22 protein-coding genes and 1 tRNA gene are annotated in these 22,664 nt (G+C 51.4%); 9 read left to right on the forward strand and 14 right to left on the reverse strand.

Annotated features, from left to right (window positions below; translation table 11 throughout):
* Window positions 1-8 precede the first annotated feature (8 nt).
* The gene (locus NXT00_RS02080) at window positions 9-305 is read left to right on the forward strand and encodes a YchJ family protein (RefSeq protein WP_259157866.1); all 297 of its coding nucleotides are present in this window, start codon (window positions 9-11) and stop codon (window positions 303-305) included.
* Between the two features lie 96 nt (window positions 306-401).
* Window positions 402-475: transfer RNA gene (locus tag NXT00_RS02085), tRNA-Pro, on the forward strand.
* A 405-nt stretch (window positions 476-880) separates the two neighbouring features.
* On the opposite strand, the gene glpK is transcribed toward NXT00_RS02085, so the two are convergent.
* Window positions 881-2,410, reverse strand: coding sequence for a glycerol kinase GlpK (gene glpK / locus NXT00_RS02090; RefSeq protein WP_259077014.1), 1,530 nt, complete (start codon window positions 2,408-2,410; stop codon window positions 881-883).
* Window positions 2,411-2,587: 177 nt separating this feature from the next.
* Here glpK and NXT00_RS09420 point away from each other — a divergent pair, with 177 nt between their 5' ends.
* Window positions 2,588-3,667 carry a DMT family transporter gene (locus NXT00_RS09420; RefSeq protein WP_310470191.1) on the forward strand — a complete coding sequence of 360 codons (1,080 nt, stop codon included), beginning with the start codon at window positions 2,588-2,590 and terminating at the stop codon, window positions 3,665-3,667.
* Here NXT00_RS09420 and NXT00_RS02105 read toward each other — a convergent pair.
* The 5 genes from NXT00_RS02105 to NXT00_RS02125 all read right to left on the reverse strand — a co-directional run bounded on the left by NXT00_RS02105 (window position 3,664) and on the right by NXT00_RS02125 (window position 8,330).
* Window positions 3,664-5,190, reverse strand: coding sequence for an SDR family oxidoreductase (locus tag NXT00_RS02105; RefSeq protein WP_259077018.1), 1,527 nt, complete (start codon window positions 5,188-5,190; stop codon window positions 3,664-3,666). The two genes, NXT00_RS09420 and NXT00_RS02105, sit on opposite strands and share 4 nt — an antisense overlap.
* 97 nt (window positions 5,191-5,287) lie before the next feature.
* Window positions 5,288-5,461: an Rv0909 family putative TA system antitoxin gene (locus NXT00_RS02110; protein WP_259077020.1), complete on the reverse strand. Its 174-nt coding sequence runs from the start codon at window positions 5,459-5,461 to the stop codon at window positions 5,288-5,290.
* Window positions 5,462-6,282: 821 nt separating this feature from the next.
* Entirely contained in the window at window positions 6,283-6,585 is a 303-nt protein-coding gene (locus NXT00_RS02115) for a hypothetical protein (RefSeq protein WP_259077022.1), read from the reverse strand.
* Between the two features lie 89 nt (window positions 6,586-6,674).
* Window positions 6,675-7,406 (reverse strand): hypothetical protein, encoded by a 732-nt coding sequence (locus NXT00_RS02120; RefSeq protein ID WP_259157820.1) that lies wholly within the window; start codon window positions 7,404-7,406, stop codon window positions 6,675-6,677.
* A gap of 48 nt (window positions 7,407-7,454) precedes the next feature.
* A complete protein-coding gene (locus NXT00_RS02125) occupies window positions 7,455-8,330 on the reverse strand; it encodes a hypothetical protein (RefSeq protein ID WP_259157822.1) in 876 nt (291 codons plus the stop codon).
* A 3-nt stretch (window positions 8,331-8,333) separates the two neighbouring features.
* On the opposite strand from NXT00_RS02125, the gene NXT00_RS02130 reads away from it, so the two are divergent.
* Window positions 8,334-8,954: a S1 family peptidase gene (locus NXT00_RS02130; RefSeq protein WP_259157823.1), complete on the forward strand. Its 621-nt coding sequence runs from the start codon at window positions 8,334-8,336 to the stop codon at window positions 8,952-8,954.
* Between the two features lie 256 nt (window positions 8,955-9,210).
* Here NXT00_RS02130 and NXT00_RS02135 read toward each other — a convergent pair whose 3' ends face one another.
* On the reverse strand, window positions 9,211-9,495 hold the full coding sequence (locus tag NXT00_RS02135; protein ID WP_259157824.1) for a hypothetical protein: 285 nt from the start codon (window positions 9,493-9,495) through the stop codon (window positions 9,211-9,213).
* Window positions 9,496-9,566: 71 nt separating this feature from the next.
* Window positions 9,567-9,770, reverse strand: coding sequence for a type IIL restriction-modification enzyme MmeI (locus NXT00_RS02140; protein WP_259077034.1), 204 nt, complete (start codon window positions 9,768-9,770; stop codon window positions 9,567-9,569).
* Between the two features lie 759 nt (window positions 9,771-10,529).
* Here NXT00_RS02140 and NXT00_RS02145 point away from each other — a divergent pair.
* Window positions 10,530-10,703, forward strand: a complete 174-nt coding sequence (locus NXT00_RS02145; protein WP_259077036.1) for a hypothetical protein — start codon at window positions 10,530-10,532, stop codon at window positions 10,701-10,703.
* A gap of 269 nt (window positions 10,704-10,972) precedes the next feature.
* A complete protein-coding gene (locus NXT00_RS02150) occupies window positions 10,973-11,152 on the forward strand; it encodes a hypothetical protein (RefSeq protein WP_259157828.1) in 180 nt (59 codons plus the stop codon).
* Between the two features lie 1,110 nt (window positions 11,153-12,262).
* Here the strand turns inward: NXT00_RS02150 and NXT00_RS09430 are convergent.
* Complete coding sequence (locus NXT00_RS09430) at window positions 12,263-12,463, reverse strand: type IIL restriction-modification enzyme MmeI (RefSeq protein ID WP_310470196.1); 201 nt, start codon at window positions 12,461-12,463, stop codon at window positions 12,263-12,265.
* A gap of 949 nt (window positions 12,464-13,412) precedes the next feature.
* Between NXT00_RS09430 and NXT00_RS02155 the strand changes: the two genes are divergently transcribed.
* The 3 genes from NXT00_RS02155 to NXT00_RS02165 all read left to right on the forward strand — a co-directional run bounded on the left by NXT00_RS02155 (window position 13,413) and on the right by NXT00_RS02165 (window position 17,072).
* A complete protein-coding gene (locus NXT00_RS02155; RefSeq protein ID WP_259157831.1) occupies window positions 13,413-14,393 on the forward strand; it encodes an ABC transporter ATP-binding protein in 981 nt (326 codons plus the stop codon).
* The gene (locus NXT00_RS02160) at window positions 14,393-15,133 is read left to right on the forward strand and encodes an ABC transporter permease (protein ID WP_259157836.1); all 741 of its coding nucleotides are present in this window, start codon (window positions 14,393-14,395) and stop codon (window positions 15,131-15,133) included. The genes NXT00_RS02155 and NXT00_RS02160 overlap by 1 nt, the downstream gene beginning before the upstream one ends.
* A gap of 1,096 nt (window positions 15,134-16,229) precedes the next feature.
* The gene (locus tag NXT00_RS02165) at window positions 16,230-17,072 is read left to right on the forward strand and encodes a class I SAM-dependent methyltransferase (protein WP_259077040.1); all 843 of its coding nucleotides are present in this window, start codon (window positions 16,230-16,232) and stop codon (window positions 17,070-17,072) included.
* Window positions 17,073-17,130: 58 nt separating this feature from the next.
* Here NXT00_RS02165 and der read toward each other — a convergent pair whose 3' ends face one another.
* The 5 genes from der to NXT00_RS02190 form a co-directional block, all read right to left on the reverse strand.
* Window positions 17,131-18,747, reverse strand: coding sequence for a ribosome biogenesis GTPase Der (gene der / locus NXT00_RS02170; RefSeq protein WP_259077042.1), 1,617 nt, complete (start codon window positions 18,745-18,747; stop codon window positions 17,131-17,133).
* Window positions 18,737-19,438: a (d)CMP kinase gene (gene cmk / locus NXT00_RS02175; protein ID WP_259077044.1), complete on the reverse strand. Its 702-nt coding sequence runs from the start codon at window positions 19,436-19,438 to the stop codon at window positions 18,737-18,739. The genes der and cmk overlap by 11 nt, the downstream gene beginning before the upstream one ends.
* Window positions 19,438-20,370, reverse strand: a complete 933-nt coding sequence (locus NXT00_RS02180; RefSeq protein WP_259157837.1) for a pseudouridine synthase — start codon at window positions 20,368-20,370, stop codon at window positions 19,438-19,440. The genes cmk and NXT00_RS02180 overlap by 1 nt, the downstream gene beginning before the upstream one ends.
* Window positions 20,371-20,462: 92 nt before the next feature.
* Complete coding sequence (gene scpB / locus NXT00_RS02185; protein ID WP_259077048.1) at window positions 20,463-21,014, reverse strand: SMC-Scp complex subunit ScpB; 552 nt, start codon at window positions 21,012-21,014, stop codon at window positions 20,463-20,465.
* 10 nt (window positions 21,015-21,024) lie between these two features.
* Window positions 21,025-22,620 (reverse strand): cation:proton antiporter, encoded by a 1,596-nt coding sequence (locus NXT00_RS02190; RefSeq protein WP_396124704.1) that lies wholly within the window; start codon window positions 22,618-22,620, stop codon window positions 21,025-21,027.
* Between the last annotated feature and the right edge of the window lie 44 nt (window positions 22,621-22,664).

A 22,664-nucleotide genomic window follows, 5' to 3' on the forward strand; every position in this document is an offset into this window, starting at 1 on the left:
CGGTTGCGTTGATGCGATCAAGGTATACCGCATTCTGCGTTGGCGATGCCGACTACCTTATCTATTCGTGGGATCCATTAACTGCCCCACCCCTCGTTGATATCGATCCCTCTATCTCGTGGACGGGTCTTGAGGTTCTATCCACTACGCACGGTGGGCTTATGGACTCAAACGGATTAGTTCACTTTAAGGCTCACTATACGATCGCAGCGGCAGGTCATGCCCCGCGCCACGAGACTCTCGAAGAGCTTTCGGTATTTAGGCGGTTCCAGGGACGGTGGGTTTATAGCAGCGCCCTGAAATAATTTAGTAAGCACAGTCAAACTTGCAGATCATCGCGATATTTTAACTTATTCCCCTCGTCCTGTATGATGAAATCGTTGCTTCAACGTGAGCAACGGCGGACTGTGGCGCAGTTTGGTAGCGCACTTGACTGGGGGTTAAGGGGTCGCAGGTTCAAATCCTGTCAGTCCGACAATTGATAAAGGCTCTCCTTATGGAGAGCCTTTTTTCTTACTGAACTTGGTTAGGTTCTAGTTTGCTAAGAAGCGACCTCGACCATGGTGGTCCCAGCCTGCACGGCATGAGTGCCTGCGAAGAGCGTTTTTCGAAGTTCAGAGCGGCTGTCGGGGGCCAACAACTAAGGCCCAACCGTTCTATTCTCATACCCGTACCACCCACCCTTGCCTATAGGAAAGTCCGGAGAAGTCAATGAGAACTTGTGTAGAGCAGCTACTCCGCTTAGCGCTCCTCGGTGATTCATCAGTCCTGGGTCGCAGTCAACTGGCACTACAATTGACATATCCCCAGAGTGTGCTTGGACTTAGCCCGCGGTCGACTATTTTAACGGGTCTAGTTCCCGGGCGACCGCTGCGAAGCACTACTCTTCCCAGTCAAGTGATCGCTCCACAGCCCTGTTCCACTGTCGATAGAGTTTTTTCGCTGTCTCTTCGGTCATCTTGGGTTTGAAGGTCCTCTCCACGGAGCTGTGTCTATGCAAATCCTTGAGGTCATCAAAAATGCCAACGCCCAATCCAGCTGCAAAAGCCGCTCCGAGAGCGGTTGTCTCGACGAATTGAGGACGGTGCACCTCCATGCCCGAAATATCTGCCTGGAATTGCATCAGCAGATCATTGTGAACCATTCCCCCGTCCACTTTGAGCGTATCGAGAGCCTGGTTGCTATCTGCTCGCATCGCCTCAATGAGATCTCGCGTTTGATAAGCTGTCGCTTCGATCACTGCGCGAGAGAGGTGGTGTTTATTGGCAAATCGCGTCAAACCAACAATGATGCCGCGGGCCTCACTCTCCCACCGAGGTGCAAACAGGCCAGAGAATGCCGGGACTATATAAACTCCGCCGTTGTCAGACACTTTCAGAGCACTATCTTCCAGTTCCCCCGCTGAGTTGATTGTGCCGAGATTGTCTCGTAACCACTGTACGAGGGCGCCGCCCATAGCCACCGATCCTTCAAGTGCGTAGTGAGGTTTCTGGCGCTCGATCTGGTAACTCACCGTGGTGATGAGTCCGTGCGAACTTAAAAGAGGTTTTTTGCCAGTATTCATCAGTAAAAATAGACCTGTACCGTAAGTGCTCTTGATATCGCCTTTATGAAAACCAGCCTGACCGAATAGAGCAGCTTGCTGGTCGCCTAGAATTCCAGTGATAGGGGTTCCACCGAGTGTCCCGCGTTGTCTCACGTGTCCGAATGTAGACACGCTGGGACGAATCTCAGGCAGCATCTGCATCGGTATATTCAAAGCCTGGCACAGTTCTTCATCCCATTCGAGGGTTTGAATATTCATAAGCAGGGTGCGCGAAGCATTGGTGACATCTGTGGCATGGCGCGCGGGCTGGCCGTTGTCGCCTTGTGCACCGCCACTGAGGTTCCATAGCAACCACGAATCGATTGTCCCAAAAAGTAGCTCTCCGCGCTCGGCGAGATCTCTGGCACCTTCAATATTATCTAGTAGCCATTTGAGCTTGGGTCCCGATGAATAGGAGTTGACAAACAGTCCGGTTCTTTCATGAATCCACGATTCATCGTGGGTTTGAAGGAGTGTCTGGCACAGTGACCTGGTGCGGGTATCCTGCCAGACAATCGCATTGCTAATGGGCTGGCCGGTCACCTTATTCCACACCACTGTGGTTTCACGCTGGTTAGTTATCCCCACCGCTGCTATTGATTCGCGGGCGATATTTGCCTCTGCTAGCGCCTGTGCTACACACCGCCGGGTATTATCCCAAATCTCTAGTGCATTGTGTTCCACCCAACCCGGTTGCGGGAAGATCTGCTCATGTTCGAACTGACCGCTGCCCACCAGCTCCGCGCGCTCGTCAAAGATGAGGCATCGCGTCGACGTCGTTCCCTGGTCAATTGCAGCAATATAATGCTTATTTCTATCTGCCATCGAATTCCTCTCCGATCTATGCGGTTGTGGTGTAGAAACCATCAGATTTAGCTCGTGATATAAGTCTAAATTAAAAGTTGCAGTGACGCCTCCCATAATATTCAGCAGACTTAACTTCTGCGCGCCTTGGGCACTTTAAGATAGAGAAGCCTCAGTTTCCCACCAAAGGATCGTTCCATGATTAACTCTTCAAAGAATCGTGCCATCGGCCTGGCCATTCTCGCAGCAGCACTTTATGCTTTATCGGCTCCAGCGGCAAAGGTCCTTCTCCTACAGGTCGATCCCACTATGCTGGCGGGACTTCTGTATTTGGGTGCTGGCGTGGGCATGGGCGTGATCACAACTGTTGGTTTGAGCCGAAAATTGGCTCAGGCTGAACCATTCGACAGGACAGATGTGCCCTTCGTTGTGGCAATGGTGGTCCTGGATATCGCCGCACCCATTTTATTGGTTTGGGGATTATCTCTCACCACCCCGGCGACCACTTCTTTATTGAACAATTTTGAGATTGTGGCCACTTCTCTCATCGCTTGGGTTATCTTCAAGGAGGTGCTGAGTCGCAAACTCACTATCGCCATCGTTCTTCTCACTTTGGCGAGCATATTGCTCACCGTTGAAGCCACTGATTTCCGCCTCAACTGGGGCGCAGTACTCGTACTCGGTGCTTGTACTTGTTGGGGCCTGGAGAATAACTGCACCGCACGGCTGTCCTCAAAGAATCCAGCTCATATCGTGACCATCAAGGGGATTTTCTCAGGCCTGGGTAGTCTCATCATCGCCCTCGCAATCGGCGAAGGGGCACCCCCTTGGTTGTGGGTGATATTAGCTATGCTGCTCGGTTTCATTTCCTATGGGCTCAGTATCACGACGTATATCTTGGCCCAAAAGCATTTAGGCGCGGCTAAAACCAGCGCCTATTATGCAGTTGCCCCTTTTCTCGGAGTAGCTTTTTCTTTCGTCATTTTCGGTGAGAAACCGGCCTGGAACTTCTATGCGGCGCTGGGCATCATGGTCATAGCCACATGGTTGCTCATTCGCGATTCCATCGGTTTGCAACACTCGCACCAGCACGGTCACGAGCACACTCATAGTCACCGTCACGCTAACGGATTACTGCACTCTCACGCCCATGTGCACCATCACGATCACCGCCATATTCATCCCCGGGAGGAGGCTGATATAGCCATGGAATCTCACACCATAAGCCATACCCACACGTGGTTAGATCGACCTCACTCCCACGAGGACCATCACTAAGCGTTCAATTCCTCTGCTTTCTTAAGAATATTGCGGAGCATCAGCGGGAATATGAGTGAGTGGAAAGGAATGAGCGACCACCAGTACAGCCGACCCGGGAGTCCTGTTGGTTGGAATATGGCCCGTTGCGTATAGCGAGAGCCTGTATCGGTTTCTTCTACTTCGAGAATTAGCCACCCCCGACCATCCAATTTCATTTCAGCGGCCAGCACTAATCGATGCGGGGCATCGATTTCTGCCACGCGCCACCAATCGACACGATCGCCAGGCTTCAGATGCCAGGGATCACGACGACTCCGCAGACCAGGGCCACCGATCAACCGGTCGACGAGACCGCGAATTCGCCACAGCACCGGAGTGGAATACCACCCGTGCGAACCACCAATCCCCTCGACGACCTCCCAAATCTTCTCGGGGGGCAAATCGGAGTGTCCATGGCGGGTATCCTCATAGACTGTGGAGCCAGACCACTGTGGATCAGTAGGTAGGCTGTCAGCGGCGTCTCCTGCAGAGCTCCAACTATTATCCCAGGATGTTGGCACACCGCGCTCCTCCTCTGCTTTGAGCGCCAACTGAACCGCGTGGGAATAATCAATGAGCCCCTCGGGTGGATCGGGAATAATCTGCTCGATATCATGCTCTTCAGTGATCGCATCTTCAGCCATTGATTGCGCCAGTGGGATTGCAAGACTTGCTGGTACAGGGGTTACCAACCCGATCCAGCCACCTGAGAGCAGATCCATGGGGAGCTGCAACGGAACTGGGAAAATATAACGTTTGAGTCCGCGTTGTTTACCGTAGAGTTTAAGCAAATCCATGAATTTGTAGACCTTGCCGCAGCCGATATCATATCCGCGGTTAACGGGCTCGTCTAGGTCTGCCGCCTGCACTAGGTAGTAGAGGGTATCCCGGATCGAGAGGGGCTCAATACGGTTGACGATCCAACTTGGCGCTACCATAATCGGGAGGCGTTCGGTGAGATGGCGGATCATCTCAAAGGAAGCCGACCCAGATCCGATCAAGGTAGCGGCACGATAAACCAGTGTGGGGATGTCGCTCTCAAGGAAAATTTGTGCCACACGTTCGCGCGAACGCATATGCTTTGACAGTTCATCCAGTTTCTTGTGCGATGGGTGCAGGCCCGAGAGATAGACAATCTGCTTGACATCGGCTGCCTCAGCCGCTCGGGCGAACGAGGTAGCGGTCCGTTGTTCAACTACTTCGAAATCCTCGTCCCTACCGCCCATCGAATGCACGAGGTACATCGCTACATCAACGCCCTCCAGTATGCGTTCGGCATCACCCTCGTGAGCGAGATCAGCTTCGACAAGCTCGACATCATCGCTCCAATCGAAGCGTTGCATGCTTGAAATGCGTCGTGAGGATGCTCGAACCCTGAAACCGGCCGCCAGAAGTTCCGTGATCAAGCGACCGCCAACATATCCAGTAGCACCCGTAACGAGCACCAGTCGATCGGGGTTAGAAGCCTTCATATCTAGTGTAGGAGAATTATCTGAACTCATTATTTCAGTCTAGTAGTTAAAAGCTCTCGGGTGACCCAAAAACAAAAAGATGCCTCCCGTGCGGTTGTCTACACGGAAAGCATCTTTCTTTTTCTAGCTATTGGTTGCCCAATTTTCTATCAGCCTTCTCGCGTAGGGAGTCAATTTTGGCAGCCTTATCCTCACCAAGCTTCTCCTTGGCTAAATCGGCTGCTTTATCGAGAGCCGCATCACTGAACTTTTCACCTTGATCGCTGTTGAGAAGTTGCTTAGCTTTGTCTGCTAAGGACATATTGAATCCTTTCTGGTTTGCCTACAGTGTCTTCCACCAATGTAGAGGATTATCTGTGCCAGTGCCGACAGGGCTGGCGAAAAGAAGGCAAGCCGGTGATCTTGTTGTTTAAAAAAACCTTGTCCTCCTCTCATAAGAAAACAATGAGATCGCCCAAATTACCCCGCCGTTGCAGCGGCCCAGGCTGTAGCCGAGCCCTGCAGTGGGTTAAGTGAATACTTAGGAAAATTAACCACTACGATTGACCTCTATTTATGTGGATTTATATGGGTACTCTGCCCCGTGCGGCATGGGCTTTTACTCGGCATTAGCTTTGATTCGGCCCTGTACTCACCAAGGACTCTCAGACTTCGCTCTTAGCCGCACCTCGTCAGAGGCTAACCATTTAAATCGAAGATCACTATAACCCTCCCGTCGCCCACGGCGCTCAGTACTCGTGAGCACCTCACCTCGGGGTTCGGGGGTCACTTATCACCACGGTCCATCTCATGCCTACCTGTAATGGCTGAAGTACATCTATCTTGAACACACTGGGGTTGAGTGCTACTGGTGTGAGTCACTCGCACGAGCAGCGACCAACTGATCAAGACTAGACGCCACCACACGACGCGGATCACGACAACCAAAGAAAAAATGGCTGAAAAAAACGATCGACTATAAATCTCAGCCCAATTGTGGTGGGTAGCTCACCTTGACGGTGGAGCTGCCCACTATTTTATCCGAACACCCTTTTAAGGCGGGATAGTGACACAGAGCAAGGAAGTCGCTTGTGCGACTTCCTTGCCCGAACTAAACCCGTGGACTAGCACCACGCACAGCGACTAATAAGGGTAAATAGACATCGGAATCGTATATGCATCTTTTGCAGTACCGCCGCGCATAAGCTGGCTAAGCTTTGCGATATGGGTGCCGACCTCATCCGGAGCGGGACTTTCAAACGAAAATGAATGCACGAGAAGCTCTTCGGCACCGTCGAGCGGCTGAGTCACAATACGCAGATTCTCTCCGTCGCTCGTTGCAGATACAGGGCGACGATCTGCACCAATAAGAGGTTCAGTTTCTCTAATTTCCTGATGCACAAGATCGACTTCCAGGAGCGTTCTTCGATGCGAAAAGTATGACACACTTCCTTCTTCGTAGCGAGAAGACCTATGTACACCTGGTCCTGGTAGCTCCTTGAGTTTTCCTTCATGTTTCAAGGTTTGTTTCTTGCTTAGACCATCGACTGAAAAAACATCCGCACTACTAAATTCGTCAGGAAATGAAATATAGGAGTTTTCTTCCCCGCACCCAAGAACGGAAAAAATCCTGAGGCAACTATTCCAGTAGGCCCGTCGAAACGAGACTCAGACAGTAATCCATCAACTCCCATACGCACAAGCGTTAATCCGCTGCCATCATCTTCATCGCGTTCTATCCAGACAGCTGTTTTATCAGTACAAGCCCTCAATGCGATCGGCCTCATATCACGAGTTACCACATTTGTAGTGTCCTCAGTAGCAAGCACGATGCGGCTAGCGTACGGACTACCACTCTTACTTACATTAAAAACAAACACTGCTGTTTCGTTGTCTGCTGAACCAGCAGAAGTCGTTTGGGTCGGTAATCCTAAACCTTCAATTGGTCTCTCAGATTGCTTGTGAAAATGCGAATCAAAGACAACCATTTGATCCATATCTGGTGCCATATACCCTTCACCAAGCCTCTCTATCGAAGGGTTATACACCGAAGCAAGTTCAGAAAGAGAATCCACTTCGTCAGCGTTTGATCCAAAAACGTAGTTATGGTTGTTTGCGGAAGGAGCCACAGAAACAGCTCTAGCGATACCACCCCATTCCCAAGAAACAAGAGCTTTTGATTGCTGTGGGGTCTCTTGCGCACATGAAGAAACAACAAATGCGCTCGCTCCCAAAGCCCAACCCGTTAGAAGCTTTCGAAATAGCATTCTGGGCAATGTTGACTTCCGATCAGTATTCGTAGGTATTATGCGACTTCAAAATGTCAGAAGGCATAACAGCTGGCTATAAGGTTCATAGGGATGCTCTTCGCCGATATCAAGACCACCACCAGAAGCTTTCTTATATGCAGCCCATACCAGTTGTGCGCAATTGTATGTATCTTGCTCTAACGCCCCAATACGAGTTGCGAGAGACTTCTTGTTATAGCCTTTTCCTTCCTGGGCCTGCTTCTTAGCAAAGGCTACGGCACCTGCTCGAGTGGCGTCATCGGTTTTAACGTGCAAGAGTCTCGGAGCGCATACACCTTCTTGAATGCTCCCTAAAAGCCTCTGGACGCCTCGCTTAGGATTAACGGCTTCCACCGTCTCAATTTCTTCCATTGTGGCCCCCTCTTTAACGAAGATGCCATTGTGGCCATGATTGTAAGTATAAGTAGTAGCCACAGAATGAAATACGTCTCCGGCAAGAGTATTCGAGTTTCCAGGTGGAATATAACTGCAATCAGCAGCTTCATTATCGCTGTTCGATTGCAAAACAGGAGCTTCAGCTAGCGCTGCGAGCAGATTGGATTGATTAAATTCAAGCGACTTAAGAGAATTCGCTAAAGGATTTTTAAATCCTATTTTGCTATCAATACCGTGATCTGCAAAGTCTTTCATTAGCACATCAAATATCTCTTGCGCCCCTTGACCATCTAAGCCAAAAGACTTGGCCAAACTAGAGATAGTTTCATTAAAGGATGCTATTTCGCCTCGCTCAAAGCGTTGACGCACATGCCACTCTCCAATGTTTTCCTGCGGTGCTACAGGATAATATCCATAGCGGCTTCTTTCGTATTCAACTTTAGCCCACTTAGACAAGATCGGTTCATAAACAGCCTGCGCTCCTGTCTTCGGTGTCCAGTAGATCATCCCATGTTCGAAGACATTGAAGCGTCCTATTCCATCTGGAGTGATGAGTTCATCGGCGAAGTAGCAGGTATCGCTGCTATCCATACCAACTCTCCAAACGATGATGTTGCTTTCATTAAAGTAGGCACAGGAATCCACGCAGATACCTTTATCCTTGCTAATGAGTCGTTAACCATTGGGGATCAAGCCGTACTTACCGGGTACGCGCAGCGCCAAGACTATGCCTCCTCAGCTAAGACAGTCATTTCTAAAAAAGTTGACTCCCTGGATTTCGGGAACGCTACATACACAGCTGTTTTCAAAGGGACATCCGCAACTGCTTCACGTTCCTGTGGCGGAGACTCAGGAGCCCCCATCTACAAGGACAATACCCTCTACGCAGTGCATATTGCCGGCGGATTCAACCCCGAATGCAACGATGGAAAAGACCGCCCCATGTGGCATACCCACGTTGTGCCACGAGTTTCCTGGATTAAAGAAACAGTCCACAACAATTCAAGTTTCACGGACCAGGAAAAAATCCAAGGCGAACATCGGCCTAAAGCATGCAGCCACCGTTTGCCCAGATGCAAGCAAGCCCCAAGTTCCACACGAAGGTGGATTATCAAGTACACCCCCATCTAGCTCTTTTAAACTATCAAGCACGTAATCTTCTTACTCTCACTGCCTAGCGCCAGGGGAACCGTCTATTGCTTACGGCATGTTCCACCCCTTGGCTAAATAAGACCAGCCTCCCTTAGAGCGTTCAAATGACGATTAGCTTGCTGCCGAGTAATGCCTAGTTCCTGGCCTACGGTTCGTCCTGACGGAAGCTTCCTGTCTGGGTTCAGACATCCATCGCTGTTGCTAGCACCCGCCCTCGGGTTCCTTTTCCCTGGCTCTAGCGAGGTGCATTGGCAGCTTGGAGCTTCTTACGCGCTGCTTTCGTATCTTCTCCATTAGGATCTTTTTCCCAGCGCTCTGCGGCTTTCTTACAGCCTTTGTGTCCCATGGTGGCGAGTGCTTTGCGTTTGCTGCTGGTGGCTTTCTCGCTAGCGCTGTGGCCTTGATAATCCGGGCTTGAGGACGTGGTGACGTATCCACGCACACGCCTGGCAATGGTTAGACGATCTGACACTGGTGGCTTGTCCCCGGGCCGCCCGGCTCCGCCGTGGGATTGTGCCATCTTGTAGGCGTGCTCGGATGCTCTCACACCGGTGTGCGCACTCTGCCCGAAAGAGATTTCCTGGACCTGCGCTAGTTCTCGCGAGACATATCAGCATAGTTTGCAAACAGAATCTCTTGGCGCTGCCGCTCGTTGGTGAGCTTGCGCGGAACTCCCATCGCTTTATCGAGTTCCCGATCTAGATCATCGTGAGCTCTAACAAGGGCATGGTCCATTGCTAACGGGTCGTAGTGGTCAACGCGCGAGTGATCGAGGTGAAGCTCGCGCGCGGCCAAACCAAGGTAGGAGTTCAGGCTATCCTCAGGTGACTCTCTAGCGTGCTTCTTCGCTCCCCTCTATCACCGCCTGATGATGATTATTGGTCGACCTAACGACCCATGATCTGACATTTCCTAAAAATGTTGAAGACAATTTGGATCGTATGTAACCTAGATCACGAATCTCCCCTCTCTAAGGATTGGAAACACTATGAGACCTCGATCAAAATCCCTGGCTTAACTAGCTTCCGTCGCTATCCTTTTCTCTGGTCAGGGTCAAGCCGTCGCTGCCGAAAAAGACGATCCTTTAACCCTTCAGGAGTTCCAATAACAGACCGATGCAGAGACATCAGTCACTCCGGAGGTTCTGGATCAAGCTTTTGAGGAGCTGATCAACTCGGATGTTCCCCGAACTGTAAATGACGACTCCCCCGTAACCTTCGACCTCGAGCACATGGATCTAACGTTGAAGGATTCACATGCCATCACCCCCTACGCAAGTGGAGGGAATGAAGAAGGGGGCTTTTGGGTAGAGTTCACCCCTCTTGAGCAGGACCTGATCATTAGTGGATCGGGGTTTGCCCTAGGGGCCGCCATCTGCGCCATTCCCGGTGTCGGGTGAGCTACCTGCACCGTCGTTAGAGCTATCATCACCGGGGCAACAGTGGTTCTCAGCCACCACAATATGTGCAATAATCGCATAAAGATCAATTACACAAGGGCCGGAGCGGTTCGTAACAGCGAGTGTACTTAACGATCAAGTGCGAAAGATGACTCATGAACAGGCATAAAATATCGCCCAATGCGATTGTCGTTGCACTATTTGGGCTGGCAATCTCAGGTTATGTCGCCATTTCAAACAGGTCGATCCTCGGATTTGCCATCCTCATACTGCTCGCCATAGTTGCGGCAGTACTGGTCAATCACGTCAAAAACAGTCATCAGGAATAACCGGCGAGTAAAGTCGTCTGCCGGACGCCAACCTGGCATAACGTTTTATCACCGTTTATTTCTGCATTGTTTGGCTAGGCTTCGCACGCTCTCCGACCCTCTCGGATTCCCTGCCCCCGCTCTCCCTAGCTCTACTGCTCGGCGCATGGCGTCGACTCTGATCCTCGAAACTGCCACACACCATATGCACTCCAAGAGCCTTGGGGTGCGCGCACTGACCGCCGTGCCCAAACCAGCGCTACAACTGACCCCGCGCGAGAGGAAAACCGGTGAAACATTTTCACCCCGCGCGATACCTAAGCCATTCCCGAGAACGTCTTAAACTGCCCCAAACTCGCGGCTACAACTACGGCGTTCGTGGCACTTTTGCGCGTTCTGCCCGAGCTTCCCTACGTCCGCCGAAAGCGCGCGCCGCTTTCTTCTTCAAACGCGCCCCTGTGCACGCATAACGAAAAGTGCGCGCCCTCTTTCTCCAAAGCGTGCACTTAACGCTACAACCGGTGCTACAACCAGTGCTCCAAGAACCCGGCAGACTCGCCACAAAGCTTGCTACAACCCCCCCGCTCCAACAAAGCTAAATGAGTTCCGGGTCGTTGCTTGTGAAGCTGGTTAAGTATCTCTGCTCCGAAGTTCTTTCGAGATGTGATTAACTTCTTTTTGAAGATTAATCAGCATTTGCGCCCCTTTAAAAGCAAGCGAAATTATAAGAACAGGAACTAAAGGAGTAGCCCCAATGACGAGGATTTCCATTTTTTCTTCCTTCGACGCTTGGGCTGTTAAACAGCAACCTGGGTTCCAGAATTTTAGCCTCTCTGTAGTATGACTTGAAGCACATACTAATGAGAAGTCTCCCTGCTGCCCAGGGGGTGAGAGAAACTCTCTTCAACCACCCGCCCCGACACAACCAACCACCACCCAAGCACTCACCAAACAATCCCCTCTAGGTAAGTACTTTCCCTAGGGAAAACACACCCCTACTACTAAAGGTTTTCTAATCGAAGATAGTAACCAACCGGCTACCGCCCGGGGGAAGCGTATATTGCTTACGGCGGGTTGCACTTTTAGCCAATCAATCCGGCAGCCCTAAGTTCGCGTAAATGAGCGCTTGTCGTCTTGCAAGTGATGCCTAATTCACGGCCAATAGCCGCGCCTGAAAGCACTTTGCCGGTCTGGGCTAGCTCGGCAGCATAGACGGCTAAGACTCTCGCGCGGGTTTCGTTGCCCGCCAGTTTCTAACGCTTGTTGGCTGCTGCGAGTTTCTGGCGTTCTTTCTTCGCGTAGTCACTGTTGGGGTCTTGCCAGCGCTTGGCTGCGGTCTGCCTGCCCTCCATTGGCGGAAGTTAAGGCGAAGCCCCGCGGTAGCTTAACCATGAAAAAGCGCAGCGTAGCTACTAAATGGGACCTCTTGGCGTTGCTTCTCGCTCGTGAGTTTGCGAGGCGCTCCCATCGCTTTATCAACCTCACGGTCAATGCGTCATGCACCTTCACCAACTCAAGCGACATCGCTAGCGGAGTGTGATGATTAGCCAAGGAACGCTCCGGGTACAACTCCCGGGCAGCTAAAACTTTCTTGCCCGCGTTGATAATCCGCTCCCTTGTTGCCTCATCCAAATCAGGCACGGGGAAGGTATTCCACGTAAGCGTGTTGAAAAGCGTAGTCGCGATTCCAACCGACCCCCTACGGTTCTTTGCCACGTGATGAACATGGAAGAAGAAATTAAAGCGAACGGTAGTCCGTCTTCATCAGGTGCCCGGAACACAGCGTCTGATGGAACGACTGTTTCGTCATACCGTGCAACGGTAAAAAGTTGCGTGTCTCACTTACACCCTTGGAATACACAAAAAATGGTTCTTGAGGTTGCCTGCGTTCAGTGAACAGGTGCGGCACCTGGGATAGCTCCCGTGTAGAAGGTTCTTACTTCTCGCACTGAAGTCCGCTACGTGGTGGGCCATTTGGTATATAGATTTGCCATAGCTTAAAGCTAGAAAACGACACCCAAATATCTCATCTGGAACAAAAAGCGTGGATTTCGGCACAAGCAGCCCGAGCGACCCCCCGGGAGGAGTAGGCACCTACATAACGCCGCATAACCCGCTATTTTCGGGCCGATCTATACACGCTTCTTGTCCCTTAGCCCGCGGCGGGGAAATTTAATTTATTAACGCATAAAGTGCAAATTAGGATTGCTTTTGCTAACCTAAGTGTGGGAGATGGCCCTAAAGTAGGGTTTATACCCCAAGGTACCTGAGGGTAAAAAAGTAAGTTGCAGGCTAGTCTATTTTCTTTAAGAAGTAAATATGCAAATATAGAAAGGTTTAGCTTTTGAAAGCATCATTTAAACGGGGCTTATTAATATCTGTCACTGCAGGACTGCTCGGTGGCGGAGCCAACTATCTAATGGAAGGCGACGTTGCCAAATCCATAGCTGTGGTTGGGATAGGTTTCGCACTCGGCCTGATAATTATGCTGCTCTTTTCTATCGGAGGTGGGCCTAAGGATGTCTGATAAAGACATCGGTATATCGAGGTTAGTGTAGAACCCTGGCTTCACATGCAGACGCCAGGGTAACGAATTGGTGCTTTCCTATCTGCGCCAGGTTCAAGTCATTTCCACGCCTGAAGATAGTGACGTTCTGGATATATTGGAAACCTCAGGAGCGTTCAAGTGCAATTTTTTCGATCTGCGAGAATTTATGAATTAACCTAGTTATGGATAACTTGATAGGGGAAAAAGTGTTTACAGTGGCTGCGGAGATGATTGGGAAACGATACCGGGATACAACGGTTCTTGATGACATCACCTTCACTATCTCCAGTGGTGATATCTTGGGAGTCCTGGGCCCGAATGGTGCCGGGAAATCTACTCTCATTAGACTGATTAGTGGTTTAGAGGAGCCTACTTGCGGTGACATTAGGGTTCTAGGTCAACGGCCAACAGCTCGCGTAAGTAAACAAGCTCTGGGTCTAGTGCCGCAAGAAGCAAAGCTGCCGGATTCTTTGAGCGCTCTTGAAATGGCGCAGTTCGTCTCATCGCAGTTTCCTGGCAGTCCCACAGATACTGATTTTTGCTTGAAGCACCTGGAAAGTTGGGACATCGGGCAATTCGCAAAAAAGCAGTTGCGTAGCCTCTCTGGTGGCCAAAAACACCGCGTCAGTGTGGCCTTGGCTTACCTTGGAGATCCGAAATTGGTTCTCCTGGATGAGCCGACCACTGGATTAGACACCGAAGCCCGCCGATTAATGTGGGATAAAATTCAACGGCAGTCTCAGCGTGGTGTCGCGAACTTGCTAACTTCACACTATTTAGATGAGGTGGATTTGCTTGCTGATCATATTCTTCTCCTAGATAAGGGACGAAGCAAAGGTTACATGACTAAAGCTGAGTTTCTGCGAGTGTCACAAGCAACCGTTGTTGAATGCACAGTGGATAACCCCGAAGTAGTGCAAAGCCTGCCTAGCGTTGGCAGTTGCGAGCTTTCTCAAGGCGCGGACTCCCCTTCCATGAGCGCAGGGGACGGCAACGGCAGGCGCCTGAAGTTTACCGTTAGCAATATCAATGCTTTTGTTAAAGAGCTAGTTGCCAGCGGAGTTAATTTCACAGAACTCCGAGCTAACCCCATGTCGTTGGAAGAAGCTATGGAGACACGATTGCGTGAACAGGTAACCACCAATCCTGAGGAGCTGCGATAATGACTAATGCGTTAAGGGTTTTTTCTGGTCATCTCAAAGTTGTGGTTTTGGAAACATTTCGGGATTTGATGGCTCTGACTGGAAATATTGTCATTCCGCTGTTGTGTTTTGTGTTCTTTGTTCTTCCGAACTCACAAGTTGTAGAGGATGCCCATCTTGCGACTGAATCGACGCTGCAGCTGGTCGTGATGATTTCAATGTCAACCTGTTTGTTTGGGTTTAGTACTTCGATTGCCCAGGATAGGCAGACTGGGTTTGCTAACTATCTACGGACTTTGCCTTACGGCCTCTTCCCCCGCTATATCGCCCATATCGTCACAGTTAGCTTCATGATGGTGGTGGGTATAGCTCTGCTCTTGGGCTGCGCTCTGGTTACTACCGAATTCGAACTGACACGGCATTTTGTGGCTGCGACCGGCGGCCTGGTGGCATCGACAGTGATGTTCGGTTTGCTCGGCAGCTTCATGGGGAGGATCTTGACTACGAAATCCGTTGTTACTGTTGCCCAGTTACTCTTTTTAACATTGGCTTTTGCTGGCGGAATCTTGGTTTCGCCTTCCTACATGCCGGAGCGATTGAATGATTTAAGCTTGTTGCTACCTTCACGGGCCGCGCGAGATCTCATTGTTGATCTTGGGCTAGGAAATAACCTAGCTACGGCGACCTTGATCGGGTTTGGGGCGTGGACCGCAGGCTTTGCTCTGCTAAACACCTTAGCAGTTAGGCGAAAACTCTCTTGAGTGGTTTCCAATTTCCGCTAACTAGCTTTGGCGCAAACCGGGTTCATGACTATTTTCTTCCCCCCGTTACGCTCAATTATGCGCATCCCTAATTGGGAGTCCTCCTCAAAATCTTTTGGATGCCGGCTGTCAGTTTGGGCAATTATCTCATGTTTTGAAGTCATTGGAAGACCAGGGATGGGGGAAACTGACTATACGGGTATTGACATAGACACCCAGGCCCTGAATTTTGCGAGAAATCAATTTTCTCTTCGGAATTCAGGCTATAGTTTCTTCAACAATATATCGCCGAATATAATCGACAATTTCATGAATGGTTTGATTGTATTGTTTGTAGGCTAACATTATCTCTAGTTGACTCTCCACGGAACGCTTTATCTATTTTCCCGAACTATCTAGTTCCGGGCGGTAGAGTTATTATAGTTGATTTCTCGCTCAAACGTTCTTTACGTACGAGTTCTTCAAATAAGCCTGCAATCTTTCCCATGGGAGTGAAAGACTATGTAATTGGTCAGAGGGGCTTGGGGCTAAGGCTTGTTGAAATTAAGGAAATTACAAAAAAATTATCGTGCGAGACCGGCCTGACTGCGGAATGGGATTACTTCTTGGACGATGGCTCGATGTTCGTTCCATTGTTGGAAGAATCAGTAGGAGAAACGCTGACTAATATTGATTGCCCTGGCAGTGTGTATATTTATGTCCTTAACCTATGTAAGCCGCCGTAGATGCTAGAAAATTGCGGTGATTAGCGGTGGCTGGTTTGGTGCTTAAGGTAATTCATACGTTATGTGCATTCTATTGGCCGGATGTTATGCGTAAAAATAACGTCGTTACTTCTTGGGCATACTACGATGCGCCAACGGTCATCATTGCTCTTCCGGCCGTACCCGGTTATTTACGCGCTGCCATCAAGGACATTACTGGTTCGTATCGAAGAGCCATTCTCTATCCTAGGCTGGCTGCAACCGCTGGAGTGGGGTTTCACTACTTGAAACTATGTGTCGGGCGTTACATGTGGAGACCACCTACCAGTCTGTTGATTAGGCCCTGCATAGAGTGCCACGATACCTGTGTTGTCCGCTAGACTTTATCTACCATGTCTAGATCCGATGATCCACTCCAGCCGCTGATTAAAGATCCTTATGCTCAGGTAACAACGCCTATCCCCTCGATCTCTCAGCGACATCTCCCCCGTTTTCGCGGCCAGTCTCATCGCAAGAATATGTCCCAAGCGTTTATTACAGGCGCCACCCTTTATCACAATATCCGCCCGTCCTATCCCAATGAAGTTCTCGACCTCATTGGCAAGGCAGATAAAGTCCTCGACATAGGAGCTGGAACGGGAAAATTCACCGAGCTTTTAGCTCAAGACTCTAGATTCCAGCAGATTTATGCGCTCGAACCCAGCGCCGATATGGCACGTAGTTTTACTCGCGCCCTACCCCAGATTCCAATTCTCAGGGCGAACGCAGAGGAGATACCGTGTACCGAGGGCTCTTTCGACCTTATAACTGTTGCTCAAGCATGGCATTGGATGGATAATGAGCGGGCTAGTAAAGAACTCGCACGGATCTCGACGATTGATGCCTCAGTTCTTTTGGTGTGGAATACACTCGATGTCGATATCCCGTGGGTGCATCGGCTCAGCCGCATTATACACTCAGGCGATACGCTCAAGCGCGGCTTCGTCCCCCAGGTCGCTCCGCCTTGGCTCATTGTCGAGGACTACCGCGGTTCTTGGGATCAGATCATCTACCCTCCACAACTCCTAGAGTTAGCCCAGACCCGCTCCTACTGGCTGCGGGCTCGTGACAAGGATCGCGAACGCCTCACAAAAAATTTGACGTGGTATCTCTTCGAAAAACTTGAATTAGATCCTGCCCGTCCGCTCGCGCTGCCCTATAGGGTTGATGCTTTCCTTTTGCAGAAAGCCCGCTGAGATGAGCAGAAGATAGAAGAATGCTGTGATCCAGAAATCTCTTGGATCACAGCATTTTTTAGGACTTACGTCCGCGGCGTTCTCTCACTCGCACCGCTATGCGAACTGGCGAACCCTCGAAACCGAAGGACTCTCGGAATTTTCGCTCCAAATAGCGTCGGTAACCAGCATCGAGGAAGCCTGTTGTAAAGAGCACAATTACTGGTGGCCTCGTGGACGCCTGGGTGGCGAAAAGTACCCGGGGCACTCGTCCGCCCTTCATAGGAGGCGGATTTTGCGCAATGACTTGCCGCAACCAGTTATTGAGCTGCCCCGTCGTTACTCGCTGATCCCAGCTTTCGAGAGCCTTGATCATATACGGCTCCAAGCGGTTGAGTGCGCGACCGGTTTCCGCTGAAATATTGATTCGCGTCACCCATGGTATATGGGCTAGCTGCTGATCGATTTCGCGGTCGAGCTCCCACCGGCGGTCATCGGTCATGAGATCCCACTTATTAAAAGCGAGCACCAATGCCTTTCCCGATTCCAAAATCATATTGAGTACCCGCTGATCCTGCTCACTAACGGGCTCGGAGGAATCAATCATCATCACGCAAACTTCGGCTGCATCGATTGCGGCCCGGGTGCGTAGAGATGCATAGTACTCGTGGCCCTGGGCATTTTTCACTTTTTTACGCAGTCCAGCAGTATCGACAAAGCGCCAGGCTTGCTGGTCGAGGTGCACGATGGAATCCACTGGGTCGACGGTGGTGCCGGCGATATTATCTACCACCGAGCGTTCTTCACCAGAGATCTTATTCAACAACGAGGACTTACCGACATTCGGTTTACCGACCAAGGCTACACGCCGCGGTCCTTCGGTAATCGAGGAATGTCGAGGTTCCTCTGGGAATAAACGTAAAATTTCCTCCAGCACGTCGGCACCACCTCGGCCGTGGAGGGCAGAAACTGGCCACGGATCCCCAAGACCGAGAGCATAGAACTCAGCCATATCGGCGTATTGGTTATCGGAATCAAATTTATTGGCTACGAGGATAACGGGTACATCGGAGCGCTGCAGTTTTCGCGCCATGACACTATCGGTCTCGGTGATGCCCACCTTCGTGTCCACCACCATAACTATCACATCGGCCGTGGACATGGCTACTTCTGCTTGACGCGCGATTGCGCTGTGGATGCCCTTGGTATTTGGATCCCAGCCGCCAGTATCCTGGACCCAGAAGCGACTTCCGCCCCAATCGGCAATATAGGATATGCGATCGCGCGTGACCCCGGGATGGTCCTCGACCACAGCTTCACGGCGCCCTAAGAAACGATTAACGAGCGAAGATTTTCCCACATTGGGTCGGCCTACAATGGCAACGGTGCACAGTTTTTCGGAGATTGTATCATCGCGTTCGAAGCCGAAGGCACGCTCAACCTCTTCCCAATCCTGCTCGGAATAATCGTCGCCGAAATCGGGATCAGAGAACTCCGTTTCATCGAACTCTTCACCAAAAAATTTTGGGTCGTCATAGTCGAAGTCTTGAGCGTCAAAATCTCGGGCGGCATAGCCACCGCCCACGACCTCGATGTCTTCTTCTTCGTAGGCTTGATCGGCTGGAATCTCACCGTGACGTGTGGGATAGACAAATACTGTTTCTTCTTCTGTCTCGTGCTGATTTTTATTCGTCATGGGTGTTCTCCTTAGCCGCAGTTGTATTGTCAACGAGTTCGGTCACCACGGCAACGACCTCGTTAAGTGATAGATGTGAGGAATCGACCACGTGAGCGTCCTTAGCCGGTACGAGGGGACTAAGTGACCGCGTGGAATCTAGCTCATCGCGCCGCTGTACGGCAGCGAGAATTGCATCAAACTCCGCCTCGCGGCCTGATCGAAGTTCTTGGTCAAGACGGCGCTGAGCTCGCACTTCAGCAGAAGCTGTGAGAAAGATCTTTACCTGGGCCTGAGGAAGGACAACCGTGCCAATATCGCGCCCATCAACTACGCAGCGCTGGGCTTTTAGCGCCAAGTCGCGCTGCAAGCCCACAAGGTTATCGCGCACTTCTTTTACCGATGATACTGCCGAGACTGCCTGGGTTACCGCAGTGCCACGTATCTCCTCTGAAACGTCCTCGCCACCAAGAATCACCTCTGTGGCTAGTGGATCCTCGTTAACGTCGAGTGGCAGATCGGTAGTTGCTGTGGCAACAGCGGTGGCATCCTGAGGGTCGATACCCAGGCGTAGTATATGCAAGGTCGCTACTCGATACATGGCGCCTGTGTCGAGATAGTGCGCGTGATAACGCTGGGCAACCAGCCGGCACACCGTAGACTTTCCAGCCCCCGAAGGTCCATCGACGGCAATGATCAGTTGATTAGCCATTACATGTCCACCACCTTATACAGGCTGGTTAATTCCGAGGTATTGAGGGCCCTCAGCGTGCCAGGCTTTTGCTCGCCCAACTGGATATTATGCAGCTTGGTGCGTACCAGAGCCTGCACGGGGAAGCCAGCTTCCTTCAGCATGCGACGCACTATGTGCTTACGTCCCTCGTGGATCTCCAGCCGTATCAGGGATTTACCTTGGTAGGTGTCAACAATCTGAACGTGATCGGCGCGTGCGGGCCCATCATCAAGCTCGATTCCCTTGAGTAAGGTACGAACCAAGTTGCGGTCGGCTTCGCCAAGTACCGTGGCGAGGTAAGTTTTCGAGACCTTGTAGCTGGGGTGCATGAGGCGGTTGGCTAGTTCTCCATCATTGGTGAGCAGAATGAGCCCCTCCGTCGCCGCATCGAGCCGACCTACGTGAAAGAGGCGTTGGCCAGCGCTGACGCGTTCAGAAACAAGATCTCCAATACAGGGACGACCCATATCATCACTCATCGTGGAGTGCACGCCTCGGGGCTTATTCAGGACGAAGTACTGATAGTTTTCGTTAACATTGACCCGCACCCCATCCACCCGTATGAGATCGTTCTGCGGATCAACTCGCAGTCCCTGTTCCTGCACGATCTTTCCGTTAACTTCTACACGGGCTTGATCAATGAGCACTTCCGCGTGACGACGGGATGCTACGCCCGCTTGCGCAAGCACCTTTTGGAGACGAATCCCCTCACTACGGTGAACTGGCCCCCTGTCGAATGCGGTTTTATGCTGGTGCCGCGCTGGCTTTGCATTGGAGATATAGAGCTTGTCATCGCTTGATCGCGATGGCTTGCGTCGCGATCCCGATCCTCCGCGGCCTGATTGTTGTGCACCACTTCGTTTCGAACGTGGTTTTCCCGGTGTGCCATCCCGGCGAGCGGTTGGAGACATATGTCGCCTACTTTCAGTACAAGTGTCAAATAACATTCCCACCCTAGTCTACTGCCACGGGTAATACCACCTCCCACAGTAAAGCTCGAGTCTTAGGGTTGATCGAACTCGTCAATACTATCGATATCAGGGAGCAGTGGTGCTAGAGCTGGCAATTCTTCGAGCGACTCAATGCCCAGCAGCTCGAGAAAAAGAGCCGTGGTTTCATACTGCTGGGCGCCAGTGATCGCCTTCGTTTCAGCCTCGCGTATTAAACCGCGCAGGGTGAGTGTGCGTACGACCCCGTCGACGTTGACTCCCCGAATGGCAGCGATCTGCGCACGAGCTACGGGCTGGCGATAAGCGATAATCGCGAGGGTCTCCATCGCCGCCCGTGATAGTTTCGATTGCGAACCGTACAGCAGAAATTTTTCCACCCACTCGGCATTCTCACGACGAGTATAAAGCCTCCACCCCTCCGAGCTTTCCCTCAAGTCGAAACCACTACCACGTTGATGAAATTCCGCGCTAATCTCCTTGAGTGTGGCGCTGACGTGGCTTTCAGGTTGCGCTAGTGCGGCCGCGAGAGCTTCCGCAGTTATCGGGGAGTCAGAGACGAGCAAGATGGATTCGATCTGTGATCGCAAAGCGGATAGCGGATTCATTTTATCGTCCTTACCGCTCGCTCGAATCGTCCCACGTTGAATTGCGGAGTTCGATGCCCCGGACGATTCCTAGAATCTGTTGGTCGACGTCGTAGAGGACCTCGTCCAGGATAACCGGATCAACCTTGGTTTCATTACGGGCGGCCAAAAGTTCCTGCTGCGCTGCTCGTAGCGCCTCAAGGTTGATCTGAGCCATTTGGGTAGCTTCTTTGCGGGCGTGATCCCTGAGAGTCTTTGGGTCCACCACTGCATCGTCCTCGTAATGAATAAATTCTTCAAAGCGCTGCATGACAAGCTCAAGACGATCTTGCGGTAGATCTTTAGCGTGAGCGTCGATGACCCCTCGGGCAGCTTTGCGGGCACGACTGGCGAGCTCGGTGCGGGTTCGGTCGCCAAAAGCATCGGGATCTGCGTCTAAGTTGAGCTTTTTCATGAGTGCGGGAAGCGCTAGGCCCGGGATCACCATGGTCATAATTAAAACCACAAGGACGATGACGGGGAGCTCATGATAGAGCTTAAAATAGGTTGACGATGGAATGGACAAGACAAGAGTGAGAGTTACCAGCCCGCGCATACCAGCAAAAGTCAGAAGAAGAACTTCCTGGAGGCGCAGGGGCGAGGCAGTCTTACGTTTACCAGTGGTATTGAACCTATAAATAACTAAGAGAAAACTCATTCTCACGACAATGGCGACAACCGAGAGCGCCACTCCCACGAGTACCGCTTCGAGCAGTCCCGAGCCCATTTCTGAGATAGCTCGGCGGACGGTGGTGCCAATGAGACCGAAGGCTACACCGGTGAAAAGAAACTCCACCGTCTGCCAAAAAGATGTACCCGAGAGTCGGTCTTGAGCATTGATTTCAACTTTGGAATTGTATTCCACTGCAGCTACCACAATCGCTACCACCCCAGATGCCCCGAGCGCATCCGCGACCAGGTAGGTGGCAAACGGTATGGTCCAGGTGAGCGCGTTTCGAGCAGTGGAAGATTGCACCCAGCTTACGAATTTTGCCGAGGAGAATCCAATCATCAACCCAACAATGACGGCAACGCCGGCTCCGTATATAAATGCAAGAATTGGTTCCCACCAGCTCGGGGATTTCTTCTCCACAATCACCGACAGCGCCATAGAAAAGATCATGATCGAAGCGGCGTCATTAAAGAGCCCTTCATTCTGCAGGGTATTACTGATGCGGTAGGGAACGCCGGCGGGTTTGGCTACGGCATCTACAGCTACCGGATCCGTGGGAGCGATCGCGGCACCAATCATCATAGCGCCGGCCAAGGATAGACTCGGGATAAGAGCATACGCGCTTAACCCGATTGCGACTGAGGAGACAACAGTGAGCACCACCGCCAGTAGGGCGATTTCTAACCACTGGCGTCTGACCATCCCCCAACTTGAGCGCCTAGCCAAGGCCCACAGGAGCGGCGGGATGAAAATCGGCAGAATGAGATCCGGTGGAATCTCTACGGTTGGTATGCCGGGAAAGAGAATAGCTGCGCCTGTGACGACGGTCAAGAGGGCGGGCCATGGTAGGCCTGTGCGTTCGCCGATGGCCACCATCACCACCGTGGCCCCGATTAGCGCGATGACCGCGATCATAATGAGCACAGACCAATCCTTTCCCGACAATGTTTTTTTTGAAG

Origin of the sequence: Corynebacterium sp. ES2715-CONJ3 (assembly GCF_024814365.1) — a bacterium.
GTDB lineage: Bacteria > Actinomycetota > Actinomycetes > Mycobacteriales > Mycobacteriaceae > Corynebacterium.